Annotated in this window: 15 protein-coding genes; 5 read left to right on the top strand and 10 right to left on the bottom strand. The window is 74.1% G+C overall.

What is annotated here, in order from left to right; all coding sequences use genetic code 11:
- Positions 1–180: 180 nt before the first annotated feature.
- The gene (locus ACVV2G_RS01805; protein ID WP_453840978.1) at positions 181–1,125 is read right to left on the bottom strand and encodes a TIGR01777 family oxidoreductase; all 945 of its coding nucleotides are present in this window, start codon (positions 1,123–1,125) and stop codon (positions 181–183) included.
- 101 nt (positions 1,126–1,226) lie between these two features.
- Between ACVV2G_RS01805 and ACVV2G_RS01810 the strand changes: the two genes are divergently transcribed.
- A complete protein-coding gene (locus ACVV2G_RS01810; protein WP_453840747.1) occupies positions 1,227–1,748 on the top strand; it encodes a GNAT family N-acetyltransferase in 522 nt (173 codons plus the stop codon).
- Here ACVV2G_RS01810 and ACVV2G_RS01815 read toward each other — a convergent pair.
- Complete coding sequence (locus ACVV2G_RS01815; RefSeq protein WP_453840748.1) at positions 1,738–2,922, bottom strand: MarP family serine protease; 1,185 nt, start codon at positions 2,920–2,922, stop codon at positions 1,738–1,740. The genes ACVV2G_RS01810 and ACVV2G_RS01815 overlap by 11 nt on opposite strands.
- Positions 2,923–3,092: 170 nt before the next feature.
- Here ACVV2G_RS01815 and ACVV2G_RS01820 point away from each other — a divergent pair, with 170 nt between their 5' ends.
- Together ACVV2G_RS01820 and ACVV2G_RS01825 are read left to right on the top strand one after the other, a co-directional pair.
- Positions 3,093–3,953 (top strand): peptidoglycan recognition protein family protein, encoded by an 861-nt coding sequence (locus ACVV2G_RS01820; protein WP_453840749.1) that lies wholly within the window; start codon positions 3,093–3,095, stop codon positions 3,951–3,953.
- Between the two features lie 87 nt (positions 3,954–4,040).
- Positions 4,041–4,274, top strand: coding sequence for a hypothetical protein (locus tag ACVV2G_RS01825; protein WP_453840750.1), 234 nt, complete (start codon positions 4,041–4,043; stop codon positions 4,272–4,274).
- A gap of 16 nt (positions 4,275–4,290) precedes the next feature.
- Here the strand turns inward: ACVV2G_RS01825 and ACVV2G_RS01830 are convergent, their stop codons facing one another.
- The 7 genes from ACVV2G_RS01830 to ACVV2G_RS01860 form a co-directional block, all read right to left on the bottom strand.
- A complete protein-coding gene (locus ACVV2G_RS01830; RefSeq protein WP_453840979.1) occupies positions 4,291–4,812 on the bottom strand; it encodes a DUF4240 domain-containing protein in 522 nt (173 codons plus the stop codon).
- The gene (locus tag ACVV2G_RS01835; RefSeq protein WP_453840751.1) at positions 4,812–5,870 is read right to left on the bottom strand and encodes a helix-turn-helix transcriptional regulator; all 1,059 of its coding nucleotides are present in this window, start codon (positions 5,868–5,870) and stop codon (positions 4,812–4,814) included. Before ACVV2G_RS01835 ends, ACVV2G_RS01830 begins: the two co-directional genes overlap by 1 nt.
- Before the next feature lie 62 nt (positions 5,871–5,932).
- Positions 5,933–8,635, bottom strand: coding sequence for a pyruvate dehydrogenase (acetyl-transferring), homodimeric type (gene aceE / locus ACVV2G_RS01840; RefSeq protein WP_453840752.1), 2,703 nt, complete (start codon positions 8,633–8,635; stop codon positions 5,933–5,935).
- A 300-nt stretch (positions 8,636–8,935) separates the two neighbouring features.
- Positions 8,936–9,559, bottom strand: coding sequence for a GntR family transcriptional regulator (locus ACVV2G_RS01845; protein ID WP_453840753.1), 624 nt, complete (start codon positions 9,557–9,559; stop codon positions 8,936–8,938).
- A gap of 204 nt (positions 9,560–9,763) precedes the next feature.
- Positions 9,764–11,605 carry a 2-oxoglutarate dehydrogenase, E2 component, dihydrolipoamide succinyltransferase gene (gene sucB / locus ACVV2G_RS01850; RefSeq protein ID WP_453840754.1) on the bottom strand — a complete coding sequence of 614 codons (1,842 nt, stop codon included), beginning with the start codon at positions 11,603–11,605 and terminating at the stop codon, positions 9,764–9,766.
- 65 nt (positions 11,606–11,670) lie between these two features.
- A complete protein-coding gene (lpdA, locus tag ACVV2G_RS01855) occupies positions 11,671–13,059 on the bottom strand; it encodes a dihydrolipoyl dehydrogenase (protein WP_453840755.1) in 1,389 nt (462 codons plus the stop codon).
- A gap of 297 nt (positions 13,060–13,356) precedes the next feature.
- Entirely contained in the window at positions 13,357–14,895 is a 1,539-nt protein-coding gene (locus tag ACVV2G_RS01860; protein ID WP_453840756.1) for a leucyl aminopeptidase, read from the bottom strand.
- 250 nt (positions 14,896–15,145) lie between these two features.
- On the opposite strand from ACVV2G_RS01860, the gene ACVV2G_RS01865 reads away from it, so the two are divergent.
- Positions 15,146–15,931: an endo alpha-1,4 polygalactosaminidase gene (locus tag ACVV2G_RS01865; protein ID WP_453840757.1), complete on the top strand. Its 786-nt coding sequence runs from the start codon at positions 15,146–15,148 to the stop codon at positions 15,929–15,931.
- Between the two features lie 21 nt (positions 15,932–15,952).
- Here ACVV2G_RS01865 and ACVV2G_RS01870 read toward each other — a convergent pair whose 3' ends face one another.
- Positions 15,953–16,738, bottom strand: coding sequence for an adenosylcobinamide-GDP ribazoletransferase (locus ACVV2G_RS01870; RefSeq protein ID WP_453840758.1), 786 nt, complete (start codon positions 16,736–16,738; stop codon positions 15,953–15,955).
- 60 nt (positions 16,739–16,798) lie between these two features.
- Between ACVV2G_RS01870 and ACVV2G_RS01875 the strand changes: the two genes are divergently transcribed.
- Positions 16,799–17,551, top strand: coding sequence for a hypothetical protein (locus ACVV2G_RS01875; RefSeq protein ID WP_453840759.1), 753 nt, complete (start codon positions 16,799–16,801; stop codon positions 17,549–17,551).
- Positions 17,552–17,858: the final 307 nt, after the last annotated feature.

Raw genomic sequence — 17,858 nt, forward strand, 5'->3', positions numbered from 1 at the left:
GGGGCCAGGGTCGGAACCGGGACCGGAACCGGGACCAGGGCCGGTCGAAACCGGGAGCAGAGCCGGTCGAAACCGGGAGCAGGGCCGGTCGGAACCGGGACCAGGGCCGGGGCCGGCCGAGGGGCAGGTGCCGCGTCGCCGCCGGCCGCGTCGCCGCCGGTCCGCGCCCCCGCCCTCACCTCACAGCGCGGCCCGGATCGCCCCGTCGATCTCCGGGAACGCGAAACGGAAGCCCGACGCCAGCAGCCGGGCCGGAAGCACCCGCGCGCTGCCCAGGACGTCGCCGGACATCTCGCCGAGCGCCGCGCGCAGCACCGGTGCCGGCACCGCGAAGGGGGCGGGGCGGTGCAGTACGCGCCCCATGGCCGCGGTGATCTCACGGTTCGTCAGCGGGTGCGGGGCGGTCAGGTTGAACGGGCCGGACAGGTCGTCGTGGTCCAGGAGGTGCCGGATCGCCGCCACCTCGTCGTGCAGCGCCACGAAGGACCAGTACTGGGACCCGTCGCCCAGCCGCCCGCCGAGCCCCACCCGGAAGAGCGGGAAGAGCCGGCCCCAGGCCCCGCCCTGCCGGGCCACGACCAGCCCCGTCCGGGCGAGGACCGTCCGCACGCCCGCGTGCCGGGCGGGGTCCGCGGCGGCCTCCCACTCCACGCACAGGGACGGCAGGAAGCCCTCTCCCGCGGGCGCGTCCTCGTCGACGGGCCGGTCGCCGGTCTCCCCGTAGAAGCCGATCGCGCTGCCGTTCAGGAAGACCCGCGGCGGCCGGTCCAGTGAAGCGACCGCCTCCGCGAGCGCCGTCGTGCCGTGCACCCGGCTGCTGCGGATACGGGTCTTGTACGCGTCGGTCCAGCGGCGGTCGCCCACCCCGGCCCCGGCCAGATTCACCACGGCGTCGCATCCGGCGAGCCCGGCCGCGTCCACACGCCCGGCCTCCGGGTCCCACCGGACCTCGTCCGCGCCCCGGGGCGCGTGTCGCACCAGGCGCACCACCTCGTGCCCGTCCGCGGCCAGCGACCGCACCAGCGCGCCGCCGACGAGACCGGACGCGCCGGCCACCGCGACGCGCGAACGCCGCCGGTCCACACGTTCCCGTCCCGCGTCCATCCGTTCCCGTCCCGCGTCCATGTGCCCCCCGTCCCTGCGTCCACCGTCCATGGGCCCATCCTGCCCCGCCGCCCCGGAAAGCGCTGGACCAGGCCGTACCCCCGCGCCGTAGGGTGACCGCCATGCCGGCTCCGCACATACGCCACGCCAGGTCCGACGACGAGCAGCCGCTGCGCCGGCTCGACCGCGAGACCTGGTCGTCCCTGCACGCCGTCTCGCCCCCGCCGGGACCGGACGACCCCTTCTTCCGGGAGCACGCGGGCCCCGCCGACCACCTGGTCGCCGAACTCGACGGCGCCGTCGTCGGCTACCTCCGCCTCGGCTTCCCGACAGGGCTGGCCTCCAACGCCCACGTACGCCAGATCCGCGGCCTGGCCGTCGCCGAGGCGGCCCGCGGCAACGGCGTGGGCCGCGCCCTGGTGCGGGCCGCCGTCGACGAGGCCCGCCGGCTGGGCGCCCGGCGCCTCACCCTGCGGGTGCTCGGCCACAACACCGCGGCCCGGGGGCTCTACGAGTCCGAGGGCTTCACCGTCGAGGGCGTACACCCGGAGGAGTTCCTCCTCGACGGCCGGTACGTCGACGACGTGCTGATGGGGCGGTCGTTCACCACCGGGGGCCCCACAGGGGGCGGCCCTACGACGTGACCGGCTCGCCCGTGTCCACCGCCTCCGTCGCGCCGGCCGCGCGCCGCGCCTCGGCGGCCACCTCGTCCGCCGTCAGCACGTAACCGGTCCCGGCGTCGGAGGTGGAGCGGGCGAAGACCACGCCGTACACCCGGCCGTCGGTGGTCAGCAGCGGACCGCCGGAGTTGCCGGGGCGGACGGTGGAACGTACGGAGTAGATCTCCCGGGTGACGTTCGCGTCGCTGTAGATGTTCTGCCCGGTCGCCCGCATCCGGTTCGCCACCGTCGCCGCCCGCAGATCGAGGGCGCCGTCCTGCGGATAGCCCGCGACCACCGCCGCGTCGCCGCGCTCCGCGTCGTCGTCGAACCGCAGGACGGGCGCGGACAGCCCGGGGACGTACAGCACGGCCACGTCCGTGCCCGGGTCGAACAGCACCACCCGCGCCTCGTACGACGGCCCCACCCCGCCGACCCGCACGGTCGGGTCGTCGATGCCGGCCACCACGTGGGCGTTGGTCATCACGCGCTCCGGCGCGTAGACGAACCCGCTGCCCTCCCGGCCCCGGCCGCCGGCGACGCCCTCGACCTTCACCGTGCTCAGCTTGGCCGCCTCGGTGGCCGCCGCCGTGACGCTGTCGCCGGAGGGCTCCGCGACCTCGGCGGTCGACTCGTTCTCGAAGGGGTTGAAGACCTGCGGGAAGCCCGCCTCGGTCAGCGCGTTCGTCGCCCCGGAGAACCACGCCGGCGTGGTGTCCGGCATCGCCCGCTGGACCGCGCCCAGCACCGTCGAGCCCCGGATCGCCGAAGTCAGCAGCGAGGAGGAGGACGCCGCCAGGACGCTCGCCGCCACCCACGCCACGATCAGCGCGGCCGCCGCGTTGGCCACCGCCCCGCCGGCTCCGTCGGCCACCCTGAGCGGCCCCGCGTCCAGCTCCCGGCGCAGCCGCAGCGCGGGCCGTCCCGCCAGCTCGTGGCCCACCACCGCCGGGAGCAGCACCGTGACCACGGCGGTCACCGTCGCCGCCGTCGAACCGGGCTCCACCAGATCCATCACCCACGGCAGGATCCACACGCCGATCACCGCGCCACCCACGAAGCCGGCCAGCGCGACACAGCCGGCCACCAGCCCGCGGCGGTAGCCGGACGCCGCGTAGGCCAGCGCCACCAGCACCAGCGAGATGTCGAGCAGGTCCACGCGAGCCGCCTTTCCACCGGGCCCCCTGAGGGCCCCGGGCCCCTCGGTACGTGCCGGACGGGTCCGGTGATCAGCCGGGGGCACGCGGCTGACCGGGAACCGGCCACCCGCGCGCGTCGGCCCGTGTGCGAGTGAGTGCCGTCGACCGGAAAACGTCCCGGACCGGGAGAATGGTTCCACCGGGTGGCACAGCACACGTCGCGGGCGGCCCCGGTCCGCCGGACAGTGGGACCATGCGTGTCTTGCGAGGACCGCGCGAGGCCCGGCAACGGCGTGCGGTCCGGATACCCGGCGCGGCCCCGGCGCTGCTCGGCTGTCTGCCCGGACTGGCCGCCGTCGCCGCGCTCGCCCTGTGCGCGAGCGGCGTCGAACGGGCGGCCGAGACGCACGCCCGCCCCGCCGCCGACCGGTACCACGCGCCCCGCCCGCCCATCGTGCCCCGGTCGGCCTGGCTGGGCGACGCCGCCCGCGAGCAGCCGCCCCCGCGCTACGACGACGAGGTCCTCGCCGTCTTCGTCCACCACACCGACACGCCGAACGGCTACGAGTGCGCCGAGGTGCCCGCCATCCTCCGCGGTGTCTACTCGGGGCAGACCGGGGCCCGGGACTGGGACGACATCGGCTACAACTTCGTCGTCGACCGCTGCGGCACCATCTACGAGGGCCGCGCCGGCGGCGTCACGCGCCCCGTCACCGGCGCCCACACCCAGGGCTTCAACCACCGCACCACCGGGATCGCCGCCCTCGGCACCTTCACCGCCGGCGTACCCGTGCCCGACGCGCTGACCGACGCGCTCGCCGCGCTCGCCGCCTGGAAACTCGGCCCCGCCGGCACCGACCCGCGCGCGAAGGTCCCCCTGGTCTCCAGCAACGGCCTCAGCCGGTACGCCGCCGGCGCCACCGCCACCCTGCCCGCCGTCGCGGGGCACGACGAGGGCTACCCGACCAGCTGCCCCGGCGCGGCCCTCACCGCCCGCCTCCCGGACGTCAGGGACCTGGCGGCACGGCTCCAGGGGCGGACGCCCGGCTGACCCACAGGGTCCCCACAGCACCCGCGCAGCCCGCTGAGATCCTGGCCCCGTACGGTCGCCCGTATGAGCCGACCGGAGGTGGGGACCATGACCAGCAACCGACACGGGACCGAGCGGACGGGCACCCGTGCCCGAGGCGTACGCGGCGTCGTACGCGCGCCCTGGACGGTGCTGTGCGCGGCCGCCGCCGTCCTGCTGGGGCCGGCCGCCGTCACCGCCTCCGCCCTGGACGAGGCCAACGCCGCGCCGCCGCACCACGCGGTCCGCGCCGAACCGGCCCTGGTCCTCCCGTCGGACACCGGCCGTCGCCGCACCGCGTGAGCGCGGTCGGGGCGCGTCAGTCCCGCCCGAACCGCTCCCACAGGCGCGGGAAGCGCTCGGCGAGGGCCCGGTCGTCCTCCAGGTCGACCGGGGTGCCCAGCGGTTCCGCGGGCGCGGGCGCGATCCCCAGGTCGGGGGCGACGGTCCCGGTGAGCTGCTCGTAGGCCTCGTCGGCCGCGTAGCCGAGCTCCTCGCCGTCGCCGTCCAGTTCCTCGTCGAAGTCGTCCAGCAGCTCGGCGAGCGCGTCGGGCTCGTGCACCGCGCCCTCGTACACCTCCCGGCCCTGGCCGATCAGCCAGCACCGGAAGTAGTCGAAGGCGTCGTCGCTCGCGCCGCCGAGCAGCACCCACGCCGCGCCCCAGAGGTCCCAGGTGCAGGCGCGGTTGTACCGGGCCTCGAAATGGCGGGCGAAGTCGAGCACCAGGTCCGGGTCCATCCCGAGGAGCCGCTCCACGAGCAGGTCGGCCTGGTCCTCGGGATCGCCGTCGGCGCCCTGCCGGGCGGTGTCGACCAGCTCCCAGAACTCCGTCTCGTCCATCACGCGTCCAGCATCGGCCCTGAAGGGGTGGGACGCATGTGGAGTGCGGCGGACCGTCGTGTCCCGGCCGGGTCCGCGTCGGCGTACAGCCCGGCCAGCCGTCGCGCGTCCCGGGCGAAGCGGTCCCGCAGCGTCGCCGGTGCCAGCACCTCGGCCTCCGGTCCGAGCCCCGTCAGCTGGGTGTGCGCGACCTCCTCGGACTCCACGGGCAGCGTCACCGTCACCCGGCCGTCCGCGTCCGGCGCGTCCGCCGCCGCCAGCGCCTCCCGGGCGATGGGCGCGTCGACGGCGTACGGCAGTGCGCGCGCCCCCGCCGGCGACAGCCGCACCACGACCTCCGCCCGCAGGATCGACCGCGCGAACTGCTCGGCCCGCTCCGCCCAGAACGCGGGCAGGTCGAAACCGTCGTCCCGCGCGAAGCGCTCCTCGCCCGGTTCCACCGCCGTGAACCGGTCGATGCGGTACACGCGGAAGGCGCCGCCGCCCTCGGCCCGCGCCACCCGCGCGCACAGGTACCAGACGCCCGCCTTCAGCACGAGTCCGTACGGATCCAGCTCCCGTACGACCTCCTCCCGCCCGCGCCGGTAGCGCGCGGTGACACACCGGTCGTCCCAGACGGCGTCCGCCACCGTCGGCAGCAGCTCGGGCGTCGCCGGCTCCCGGAACCAGTTCGGCGCGTCCAGGTGGAAGCGCTGCGCCGCCGTGCGGGAGGCGTCCCGCAGCGAGGGGAGCAGGGCGGCCGACACCTTCAGACGGGCCGCCGACGCCGCGTCCTCCAGCCCCATCTCGCGCAGCGCGCCCGGCACCCCGGACAGGAACAGCGCCTCGGCCTCACCGCGGGCCAGCCCGGTCAGGCGGGTGCGGTATCCGCCGACCAGCCGGTAACCGCCGGCCCGGCCCCGCTCCGCGTACACCGGCACCCCCGCCTCCGACAGCGCCTGCGCGTCCCGCGTGACCGTGCGCTCCGAGACCTCCAGCTCCCGGGCCAGCTCCGCGGCGGTCATGGCCGGGCGGGACTGGAGGAGCAGCACCATCTTGATGAGGCGGGCAGCGCGCATCCGCCCATCATGCAGGAGGCCCCCGCCGCGGCGGGGGCCTCCTCTCGGCTCGTGCCCGTCGCCTACAGGCCGTAGCGCTCGCGCGCCTCCTTCACGGACGCCGCCTTGACCTCGCCGCGCCCGGCGAGCTGGGCCAGGGCCGCGACCACGATGGACTCGGCGTCGACACCGAAGTGGCGGCGGGCGGCCTCACGGGTGTCCGACAGGCCGAAGCCGTCGGCGCCCAGCGAGGACCAGTCCTGCCCGACCCACTGCGCGATCTGGTCCGGGACCTGGCGCATGTAGTCGGAGACCGCGAGGACCGGGCCCTCGGCGCCCTGGAGCGCCTGGCGGACGTACGGCACCCGCTCCTCGCCGCGCAGCAGCGCCGCGTCGGCGTCCAGCGCGTCCCGGCGCAGCTCCGTCCAGGAGGTCGCGGACCACACGTCGGCGGCCACGCCCCACTCCTCGGCGAGCAGCTTCTGCGCCTTGAGCGCCCAGTGGATCGCCGTGCCGGAGCCCAGCAGCTGGATGCGCGGGGCGTTCGCGGCCGGGGTCAGGCCCGCCGACTCCGCCGTGTTGAAGCGGTACAGGCCCTTGACGATGCCCTCGTCGACGCCGGGTGCGGACGGCTTGGCCGGCTGCGGCATGGGCTCGTTGTAGACGGTCAGGTAGTAGAAGACGTCCTGGTCCTCGCCCGGGGCCGCCTCGCCGTACATCCGGCGCAGGCCGTCCTTGACGATCGCCGCGACCTCGTAGGCGAAGGCCGGGTCGTACGTCAGCGCGGCCGGGTTGGTCGCCGCGATGGCGGGGGAGTGGCCGTCCGCGTGCTGGAGGCCCTCACCGGTCAGCGTGGTCCGGCCGGCGGTGGCGCCGACCAGGAAGCCGCGGCCGAGCTGGTCGCCCAGCTGCCACATCTGGTCGGCCGTGCGCTGCCAGCCGAACATCGAGTAGAAGATGTAGAACGGGATCATCGTCTCGCCGTGCGTCGCGTACGACGTCGAGGCGGCGATGAAGTCGGCCATCGAACCGGCCTCGGTGATCCCCTCGTTGAGGATCTGGCCGTTCTCGGCCTCCTTGTAGTACATCAGCTGGTCGCGGTCGACCGGCTCGTACGTCTGGCCCTTGGGCGAGTAGATGCCCAGGGACGGGAAGAGGCTCTCCATGCCGAAGGTGCGCGCCTCGTCGGGGACGATCGGCACCCAGCGCTTGCCGGTCTCCTTGTCGCGGACCAGGTCCTTGACCAGGCGGACGAAAGCCATGGTGGTGGCCACGTTCTGCGTGCCGGAGCCCTTGTCGAAGGACGCGAACGCCTTCTCGGCGGGCGCGGGCAGCGGCGCGACCGGGTGGACGCGGCGGGCCGGGGCCGGACCGCCGAGGGCGGCGCGGCGCTCCTGGAGGTAGCGGACCTCGGGGGAGTCGGCGCCCGGGTGGCCGTAGGGGACCACGCCGTCGACGAAGTCGCTGTCCTTGATCGGCAGGCCGAGCAGGTCGCGCATGTCCTTGAACTCGTCCACCGAGAGCTTCTTCATCTGGTGGTTGGCGTTCTTGGAGGCGAAACCGGTGCCGAGGGTGTGGCCCTTGACGGTCTGGGCCAGGATCACGGTCGGCGCGCCCTTGTGGGCGAGCGCGGCGCGGTAGGCGGCGTAGACCTTGCGGGACTCGTGGCCGCCGCGTGAGCGGTGGAAGCACTCGAGGATCTTGTCGTCGCTCAGCAGCTTCGCCATCTCGACGAGCGCCGGGTCCTTGCCGAAGAAGTCCTCGCGGATGTAGGCGGCGTCGCGCGTCTGGTACGTCTGCACCTGCGCGTCCGGTACCTCGCGCAGGCGGCGTACGAGCGCGCCGGTGGTGTCGAGCTGGAACAGCTCGTCCCACGCCGTGCCCCACAGCGACTTGACGACGTTCCAGCCGGCGCCGCGGAACTGGGCCTCCAGCTCCTGCACGATCTTGAAGTTGGCGCGGACCGGACCGTCCAGGCGCTGCAGGTTGCAGTTGATGACGAAGGTCAGGTTGTCCAGGCCCTCGCGGGAGGCGAGGGTGAGCGCGGTGGTGGACTCCGGCTCGTCCATCTCGCCGTCGCCGAGGAACGCCCACACGTGGGAGCCGGTGAGGTCCTTGATGCCGCGGCTGGTCAGGTAGCGGTTGAAGCGCGCCTGGTAGATCGCGGAGATCGGGCCGAGGCCCATCGACACCGTCGGGAACTCCCACAGCCAGGGCAGCCGGCGCGGGTGCGGATAGGACGGCAGTCCCTTGCCGGCGGCCTCGCGGCGGAAGTTGTCGAGGTGCTCCTCGCTCAGCCGGCCGTCGAGGAAGGCGCGGGCGTAGATGCCCGGGGAGGCGTGGCCCTGGACGTAGAGCTGGTCGCCGGACCCGTCACCCTCCTTGCCCTTGAAGAAGTGGTTGAAGCCGGTCTCGTACAGCCAGGCCGCGGAGGCGAAGGTGGCGATGTGCCCGCCGACGCCGTACTTGCTGCCGCGGGTCACCATCGCCGCCGCGTTCCAGCGGTTCCAGGCGGTGATCCGCTGCTCCATCGCCTCGTCGCCGTCCACGGCGGGCTCGGCGGGGGTGGGGATGGTGTTGACGTAGTCCGTCTCGAGGAGCTTCGGCAGCGCGAGGCCGGCGCCCTCGGCGCGCTCCAGCGTGCGGCGCATCAGGTACGCGGCACGGTGCGGCCCGGCCGCCTTGGTGACGGCGTCCAGGGAGGCCTGCCATTCGGCGGTCTCCTCCGGGTCGCGGTCCGGGAGCTGGTCGAGCTCGCTCGGCTGGATGGCTTCGGGGTCGGTCATGTCGCCGCCTTCCTCAGTCGAAGGGGGTTCCCTCATCGTCAAGGGTTCGGGGTTGCCCTAGGTCTTTGGCAGGACAGGGCTGGGGCTTGGGTGGAAGCCCGTCCGTGACTGTAACTCCCTGATCGATGATCGATCAAAGGGTTGAGGGGCAAAAACTCTTGATCACGAGAAAGTCGGCACGCGGTGCCTCCGGCGGTGGCACGGAGTGACCTGGAAATCAGCGGTTTGTGCAGGTGAGCGCGGTGCAGCTCGGGTGGTTCGCCTTGGTTCACCTGGTTCGGCGGCGGCCGGGCGGGGGAGCTACGCGCGGGGCGCGCAGCCCAGGACGTGGGCCTTGACGATCTCGGGGATGCGGGGATCGCGGCGCCGGAAGGCCGCCACCAGTTCCTCGTGCTCCTCCGCGTACGACTGCTGCACCGTGCCCAGCCACCGTATCGACAGCGCCGTGAACACCTCGATGCCCAGACCCTCCCAGGTGTGCAGCAGCACCGAGTTGCCGGCCGCCCGCACCAGTTCCCGGTGGAAGCCCACGGTGTGCCGCACCTGGGCGGTGCCGTCGGCGGCCCGGTCGGCCTCGTAGAGCGCGGCGACGTGCGGCTCCAGGGCCGAGCAGTCCCCGGCGAGGCGGTCCGCCGCCAGTTCCGCGGCGATCGCCTCCAGGCCGGCCCGCACCGGATAGCTCTCCTCCAGGTCGGCCGCCGTCAGGTTGCGCACCCGCACGCCCTTGTTCGGCGCCGACTCGATCAGCCGCAGCGACTCCAGCTCCCGCAGGGCCTCCCGCACCGGCGTCTGGCTGACCTCCAGCTCGGTGGCGATCCTGCGCTCCACGATCCGCTCGCCCGGCTGCCAGCGTCCGCTGATGATCCCTTCCAGGATGTGCTCGCGGATCTGTTCGCGCAGCGAGTGGACGACGGGCGCGGTCATGAGAGCTCCTTCGGGAGGGTCCCCTTCGGACCCCTGGGGCGTTCGACGCTTAGACAATACGGCCGGGGCCGCGGGCGGGAAGGGCGCACGGGGGCGCTTTCACGCAGGTGAGACGAGGCTTACACGACGCGCACGGCCGCACACGACGGTGCCCCCGCCCGGAGGGTTCCGGGCGGGGGCACCGTACAGGTCCGAGGCAGCGGATTACAGGCCGAGCTCGACCTCGAACTCGCCCGCCTCCAGGATCGCCTTGACCGCCGTCAGGTAGCGGGCGGCGTCGGCGCCGTCCACCAGACGGTGGTCGTAGGACAGGGTCAGGTACGTCATGTCGCGGACGCCGATGACCGGGCCGTCCTCCGTCTCGATGACGGCCGGACGCTTGACCGTGGCACCGATGCCGAGGATGGCGACCTGGCCCGGCGGCACGATGATCGTGTCGAACAGCGCGCCGCGCGAACCGGTGTTGCTGATGGTGAAGGTCGCGCCGGCCAGCTCGTCCGGGCTGATCTTGCCGGCCCGCACCTTGCCGGCCAGGTCGGCGGTCGCCTTGGCGATGCCGGCCAGGTTGAGGTCACCGGCGTTCTTGATGACCGGGGTCATCAGGCCCTTCTCGGAGTCCACCGCGATACCGACGTTCTCGGTGTCGAAGTAGGTGATGGTCCCCTCGGCCTCGTTGATCTTGGCGTTGATCGGCGCGTGCGCCTTCAGCGCCTGGGCCGCGGCCTTGACGAAGAACGGCATCGGCGAGAGCTTGACGCCCTCCCGGGCCGCGAACGCGTCCTTGGCACGGGCGCGCAGCTTCATCAGACGCGTGACGTCGACCTCGACGACCGACGACAGCTGGGCCTGCTCGTGCAGGGCCTTGACCATGTTGTCGCCGATGACCTTGCGGATGCGCGGCATCTTGACGGTCTGGCCGCGCAGCGGGGAGGCCTCCAGGGCGGGGGCCTTCTTCGCGGCGGGCGCGGCGGCAGCGGCGGCCGGAGCCGGAGCCGGAGCGGCGGCCTTCGCGGCTTCGGCGGCGGCGATGACGTCCTGCTTGCGGATACGGCCGCCGACGCCGGTGCCCTTGACGGAGGACAGGTCGACGCTGTTCTCCGTGGCGAGCTTGCGCACCAGCGGGGTGACGTAGGCGCCGTCGTCCGCCGGCTGGGCGGCGGCGGGAGCGGCGGCCGGGGCCGGCGCGGGCGCCGGGGCGGCCGGAGCCGGGTCGGGCGCCGGAGCGGTCTGCTGCTGCGGCGCCGGGGCCGAGGGGGCCTGCGGAGCCGGAGCGGCCGGGGCCTGCTGGGCCGGGGCGGCCTGCTGCGGCGCCGGGGCCCGGTCGGGCTCGGGCTGCGCGGGCTCGGGCTGCGCGGGGGCGGCCGGGGCCTGCTGGGCCGGGGCGGCGGCGGGAGCCGCGCCCGCCTCGCCGATGACGGCGAGCTTGGCGCCGACCTCGGCGGTCTCGTCCTCGCCGACCACGATCTCCAGCAGGGTGCCGGAGGCGGGGGCGGGGATCTCGGTGTCGACCTTGTCGGTGGACACCTCCAGCAGCGGCTCGTCGGCCTCGACGCTGTCGCCGACCGACTTCAGCCAGCGGGTGACGGTGCCCTCGGTGACGGACTCGCCGAGCGCGGGCAGGACCACGTCCGTGCCCTCGGCGGCGCCGCCGCCCTGACCGGCGGAGGCCTCGGCGGAGGGAGCGGGCGCCGGGGCGGCCTGCTCGGTGGAGGGGGCGGCCGGGGCGGGCTCGGGGGCCGGCTCGGCGACCTGCTCGGCCTGCGGGGCCTGCTCGGCGGCCGGGGCCTGCTCGGCCGCGGGGGCGCCGGAGCCGTCGTCGATCAGCGCCAGCTCGGCGCCGACCTCGACGGTCTCGTCCTCGGCGACCTTGATGGAGGACAGCACGCCGGAGGCGGGGGCGGGAATCTCGGTGTCGACCTTGTCGGTCGAGACCTCGAGCAACGGCTCGTCGGCCTCGACGCGCTCACCCTCGGCCTTCAGCCAACGGGTGACGGTGCCCTCGGTGACGCTCTCGCCGAGCGCCGGCAGGGTTACGGAAACCGCCATGGTTTCGGTTGCTCCTTACGAAAAGTGCGGAAGTCTGTGTCGTCGCGCCCCGTGACCGAGGGAGGTCAGTCGTGGGAGTGCAGGGGCTTGCCGGCCAGCGCCAGGTGGGCCTCGCCGAGCGCCTCGTTCTGCGTCGGGTGGGCATGGACGAGCTGGGCCACCTCGGCCGGCAGCGCCTCCCAGTTGTAGATCAGCTGGGCCTCGCCGACCTGCTCGCCCATGCGGTCGCCGACCATGTGGACGCCGACCACGGCACCGTCCTTGACCTGGACGAGCTTGATCTCGCCCGCGGTCTTCAGGATCTTGCTCTTGCCGTTGCCCGCCAGGTTGTACTTCAGGGCGACGACCTTGTCCGCGCCGTAGATCTCCTTGGCCTTGGCCTCGGTGATGCCCACGGAGGCGACCTCCGGGTGGCAGTACGTCACCCGCGGCACGCCGTCGTAGTCGACCGGGACGGTCTTCAGACCGGCGAGCCGCTCCGCCACCAGCATGCCCTCGGCGAAGCCGACGTGCGCGAGCTGGAGGGTCGGGACGAGGTCGCCGACGGCCGAGACGGTCGGGAGGTTGGTCCGCATGTACTCGTCGACGAGGACGTAGCCGCGGTCCATCGCGACCCCGGCCTCCTCGTAGCCCAGGCCCTGCGAGACCGGGCCGCGGCCGATGGCGACGAGGAGGACCTCGGCCTCGAACTCCTTGCCGTCGGCGAGGGTGACCTTGACGCCGTCCTGGGTGTACTCGGCCTTCTCGAAGAAGGTGCCCAGGTTGAACTTGATGCCCCGCTTGCGGAAGGCGCGCTCCAGCAGCTTGGAGCTGTTCTCGTCCTCGACCGGCACGAGGTGCTTGAGGCCCTCGACGATCGTGACGTCGGTGCCGAAGGACTTCCACGCGGAGGCGAACTCGACGCCGATGACGCCGCCGCCCAGGACGATCGCGGACTTCGGCACGCGGTCCAGCTTGAGGGCGTGGTCGGAGGAGATGATCCGGTCGCCGTCGATCTCCAGGCCCGGCAGCGACTTCGGCACGGAGCCGGTCGCCAGCAGGACGTGGCGCCCCTGGACACGCCGGCCGTTCACATCGACGGAGGTCGGCGAGGACAGCCGCCCCTCACCCTCGATGTAGGTCACCTTGCGCGAGGCGATCAGACCCTGCAGGCCCTTGTACAGGCCCGCGATCACGTCGTCCTTGTACTTGTGGACGGCCGCCATGTCGATGCCCTCGAAGGTGGCCTTCACACCGAACTGCTCGCTCTCGCGGGCCTGGTCGGCGATCTCACCCGCGTGCAGCAGGGCCTTGGTGGGGATGCATCCGTTGTGCAGGCAGGTACCGCCGACCTTGCCCTTCTCGATCAGGGCGACGTCCAGGCCCAGCTGCGCCCCGCGCAGCGCCGCGGCGTAACCACCGCTGCCACCGCCGAGGATCACTAGGTCGAAAACGGTGCTGGCGTCGTTCGCCACGTCACGTCCTCCATGCATGTGCGCCACGCCGGTCTCCAGTGACCGGTCGGCGGCTGGTGTCCGGCCGCTCATTGTTCTCGGCCCTTAGGTGGGGCCCTGTCCTGCCGAGCCCCATCTTCGCACTTGTGGGGGACCGACGAGACGTGGGGCCGGTGTGTGAGACGTCCCACGTTCCCCGGGCGAGGGCGGTGGGACGGCCCCGTGGGGGCGCGGGGTTCTTCCGGCCCGCGGCACCGCCGCGCCGGGGGGACGGGCCGCGACCGCCCGTCCCCCCGCACCCCCGGATGTCCGGGCGTCCTAGCCGAGGTCGCCCGCGGCCGCCAGTTCGGCGACCCGCACCAGCGTCCGCACCGCGGTCCCGGTGCCGCCCTTGGGCGTGTAGCCGAAGGGCCCGCCATCGTTGAAGGCCGGACCCGCGATGTCCAGGTGCGCCCAGGTGACGCCCTCGCCGACGAACTCGCGCAGGAACAGGCCGGCCACCAGACCGCCGCCCATCCGCTCGCCCATGTTGGCGATGTCCGCGGTCGCCGAGTCCATGCCCTTGCGCAGGTGCTCCGGCAGCGGCATCGGCCAGGCCGGCTCGCCGACCTCCTCCGCGGCCTCGTGTACCGCCGCGCGGAACGCGTCGTCGTTCGCCATGATCCCGTACGTTCGGTTGCCCAGCGCCAGCATCATCGCGCCGGTCAGCGTCGCCACGTCGATGATCGCGTCCGGCTTCTCCTGCGAGGCCGCCCACAGCGCGTCGGCGAGCACGAGCCGGCCCTCGGCGTCGGTGTTGAGCACCTCCACCGTCTTGCCGCTGTACATGCGCAGCACGTCACCCGGGCGGGTGGCGGAGCCGGACGGCATGTTCTCGGCCAGCGCCAGCCAGCCGGTCACGTTGACCTCCAGGCCGAGGCGCGCGGCGGCGACGACCGCGGCGAACACGGCGGCGGCGCCGGCCATGTCGCACTTCATCGTCTCGTTGTGCCCGGCCGGCTTCAGGGAGATGCCGCCCGAGTCGTAGGTGATGCCCTTGCCGACGAAGGCGAGCGTCTTCTTCGCCTTGGAGGAGGTGTACGACAGCTTCACCAGGCGCGGGCCCGCCGCCGACCCGGCGCCGACGCCGAGGATGCCGCCGTAGCCGCCCTTGGTCAGGGCCTTCTCGTCGAGCACCTGCACCTTGATGCCGTGCTCCTTGGCCGCCGCCTGCGCGACCGCCGCGAACGCCTCGGGGTCGAGGTCGTTCGGCGGGGTGTTGACCAGGTCGCGGGCGCGGTTCAGCTCCTCGGCGACGGCCGCGGCACGCTCGACCGCCGCCTTGCGGGCCTTGTCGCGGGGCTTGCCGCCGAGCAGCACGGCCTCGGCCAGCGGGGCCTTGCCGTCCTTGGCCCCGGCGTCCTTGCCGGTCTCCTTGTAGGCGTCGAAGGAGTACGCGCCGAGCAGCACGCCCTCACCGACGGCACCGGCGTCGGCGGCCCCGGTGAGCGGGAGGGCGAAGGCGGCCTTCTTGGCGCCGGCGAGCGCGCGGGCGGCCACGCCGGCGGCCCGGCGCAGCGCCTCGGCGTCGAAAGCGGCGTTCTTCCCGGGCTCGGCGCCCAGGCCCACCGCCACCACGACGGGTGCCTTGAAGCCGGCCGGCGCGGGCAGCTTCGTCACCTCGCCCTCGGCGCCGGAGGCACCGAGGGTCTCCAGGACACCGGCGAGGCGGCCGTCGTACGCCTTGTCCACGGCTTCGGCACCCGGTGCGACGACCAGGTCCCCGGACCTGGATGCCGCGCCCTTGGCGACACCGATCACGATCGCGTCGGCCCGCAGGCCGGGCGCCGCGGCGGTGGAGAGAGTGAGAGCAGTCACGGTGGTGGATTCTCGCTTCCGTATGAAGTCCTGTACGGCCGAATGCGGGTGGGTCGACCGGGCCCGACAACCGACCCTAGATCCCTCCTGCGTCGCGGTCTCCGCCCGGGCGGGCGAACACCCGGCACGAGCCTACGCTCGCGCCCGCCTCCGCTTCCTCCCGCGGGGCCGCGGGTTCCCGCGCGGCTCGAGGGATGGGAGATCATTCCTGGGGTACGCCACCGCGCCCCCCTACCCTGGAGCACGCCCCGTGAGACGCCGTCCGGTCCTGTCGACAGCCCTCCTCCTGCTCCTCGCGGGGTGCGCCCCGTCCCCCGACGGCCGGCCGGAGGCCGGCGACCACTGGCGGCCCCGGCCCGGCACGGCCTGGCAGTGGCAGCTCAGCGGCAGGCTCGACACGTCCGTCGACGTACCGGTCTACGACATCGACGGCTTCGACCACACCGGGGCCACCGTGGCCGCTCTGCACGAGGACGGGCGCAAGGTCGTCTGCTACCTGTCCACCGGCGCCTGGGAGGACTTCCGCCCCGACGCGGACGAGTTCCCGGAGTCGGTGCTGGGCGAGGGCAACGGCTGGGAGGGCGAGCGCTGGCTGGACATCCGTGCGACGGACGTCCTGGAGCCGCTGATGGCCGAGCGCGTCGAGATGTGCCGCGAGAAGGGCTTCGACGCGGTCGAGCCGGACAACATGGACGGCTACCGGAACCGGACCGGCTTCCCGCTCACCGCCGGTGACCAGCTCCGCTACAACCGGCTCATAGCGAAGCTCGCCCACGACCGGGGCATGGCCGTCGGCCTGAAGAACGACCTGGACCAGATCCCGGAACTGGTCGACGACTTCGACTTCGCGGTCAACGAGCAGTGCGCCCAGTACGGCGAGTGCGGTGACAACCGGCCGTTCGTCGACGCGGACAAGGCGGTCTTCCACGTCGAGTACGAACTGCCCACCGCACGCTTCTGCGCCGAGTCCCGTGAGCTGCGACTGAGTTCGATGCTGAAGAAGTACGAGCTGGGGGCGTGGCGGGAGGCCTGCTGAGGCGCTCCTCCGCGTCGGTTCTCAGCCGAGGGCCAGGACCACCAGCGACACCGTGGCCGCCGTCTCCGCGACCCCGCCGAAGACGTCACCGGTGACGCCGCCGAACCGGCGGACGCAGTGCCGCAGCAGCGCTTCGGCGACGGCGACGGCGCCCAGTACGGCGAGCGCCGTACGGACCGCCTCGTACGGCCCGCCGAACGCGCCCGCCGCCGCACCGGCCGCCGTGACGACGGCGGTGACCGCCAGCGCGCCTCCCGCCGGCACCACCCCGGCGACCGCCGCGCCGAGCCCCTCCGGGCGGGCGGCGGGCACCCCGGCCCGGGCGGCGAGCGTCAGCGCCAGCCGGGCGGCGGTCGCCGAGACCACGGCGGCGAGCGCGCCCTGGGCCCAGGAACCGTCGTAGGCCTGTGCGAGCGCGGCCACCTGGGCGAACAGGACGAACACGAGGGCCAGCACGCCGAACGGCCCGATGTCCGACTGCTTCATGATCCGCAACGCGTCCTCGGCGGGTTTCCCGCTGCCCAGGCCGTCCGCGGTGTCGGCCAGCCCGTCCAGGTGCAGCCCGCGCGTGAGCACCGCGGGTACGGCGGCCGTGGCGACCGCGGCGAGCAGGCTCCCCGCGCCCAGGAACAGCAGCAGCAGCCCGGCGGCAGCGGCGGCGGCGCCGACGGCCAGCCCGGCCAGCGGCGCGCACAGCATGCCGCCGCGTGCGGCCTCGCGGTCCCAGCGGGTCACCTCGACCGGGAACACGGTGAGCGTTCCGAACGCGAAGCGGAGGCCGTCGGGGGAGGGCGTCGTCCTGGGCACCGGCGCAGACTACCCGGCGGTCCCCGGGGCACCGGCGCCCCCCGGGGATAAAGTGCGCATATGGGAGAGTGGTGGCAGCGCGACATCATGGAACCGGGCAAGCTGCCGCTGCTCCTCGCCCTGGGCGCCTTCGTCCTGACCTTCGTGATCACCCGGGTCGTCACCCGTCTCATCCGGGCCGGCCGGGGCCCCTTCGGCAACGTCGAGACGGGTGGGGTGCACATCCACCACGTCGTCCCGGGAATCGTCCTCACCGTCGTCGGCGGCTTCGGCGCGGTCGCGGGGGGCCGGCACGGCTTCGGGTCCGCGGCGGCGGCGGTGGTCTTCGGCGTCGGGGCGGGCCTCGTCCTGGACGAGTTCGCGCTGATCCTGCACCTCGACGACGTCTACTGGACCGAGGCGGGCCGCAAGAGCGTGGAGGTGGTGGTGGTCACCGCGGCCCTGGTCGGCCTGATGCTCGCCGGCTTCGCGCCGTTCGGCGTCGACGACCTGTCCCCGGACGAGCGGCAGGACCGGGCCGGCGTCGCCGCGACCGTCGCCGGGAACTTCCTCTTCTCCCTCCTCGCCCTGGCCAAGGGCAAGGGGCGCCTCGCGATCTTCGGCCTGGTCGTCCCCGTCGTCGCCCTGGTCGGCGCGGTCCGCCTGGCCCGCCCCGGCTCCCCGTGGGCCCGCCGCTTCTACGGCCGCCGCCCGCGGGCCCGCGCGAAGTCCCGGCTGCGCGCGTACCGCCACGACCGCCGCTGGTCCGGCCCGAGCCGCGCCGTCCAGGACTGGATCGGCGGCCGCCCGGAACCGGGCCCGGACCGCCGGTGACATGGGTGCCCCCGGCGGACGGACGGGCGGCGGTGTCCGAGGGGCGCGCGGGTGCGGGGCGTTGACGCGCCGACCGCGGCGGGCAGCCGACGGCGAGGAGGGCGTGATGGCGGCGGGCGGCCGGGCAGGCTCCCCCTGCCGCCTGCCGCCTGCCGCCTGCCGCCTGCCGCCTGCCGCCTGCCGCCTGCCGCCTGCCGCCTGCCGCCTGCCGCCTGCCGCCTGCCGCCATCAGGCCTGCCGCCTGCCGCCTGCCGCCATCAGGCCTGCCGCCCGAGCGGGTGCCGCCCGAGTGGGGGCCGCGCGAGCG

The organism is Streptomyces sp. JK94 (genome assembly GCF_053613315.1).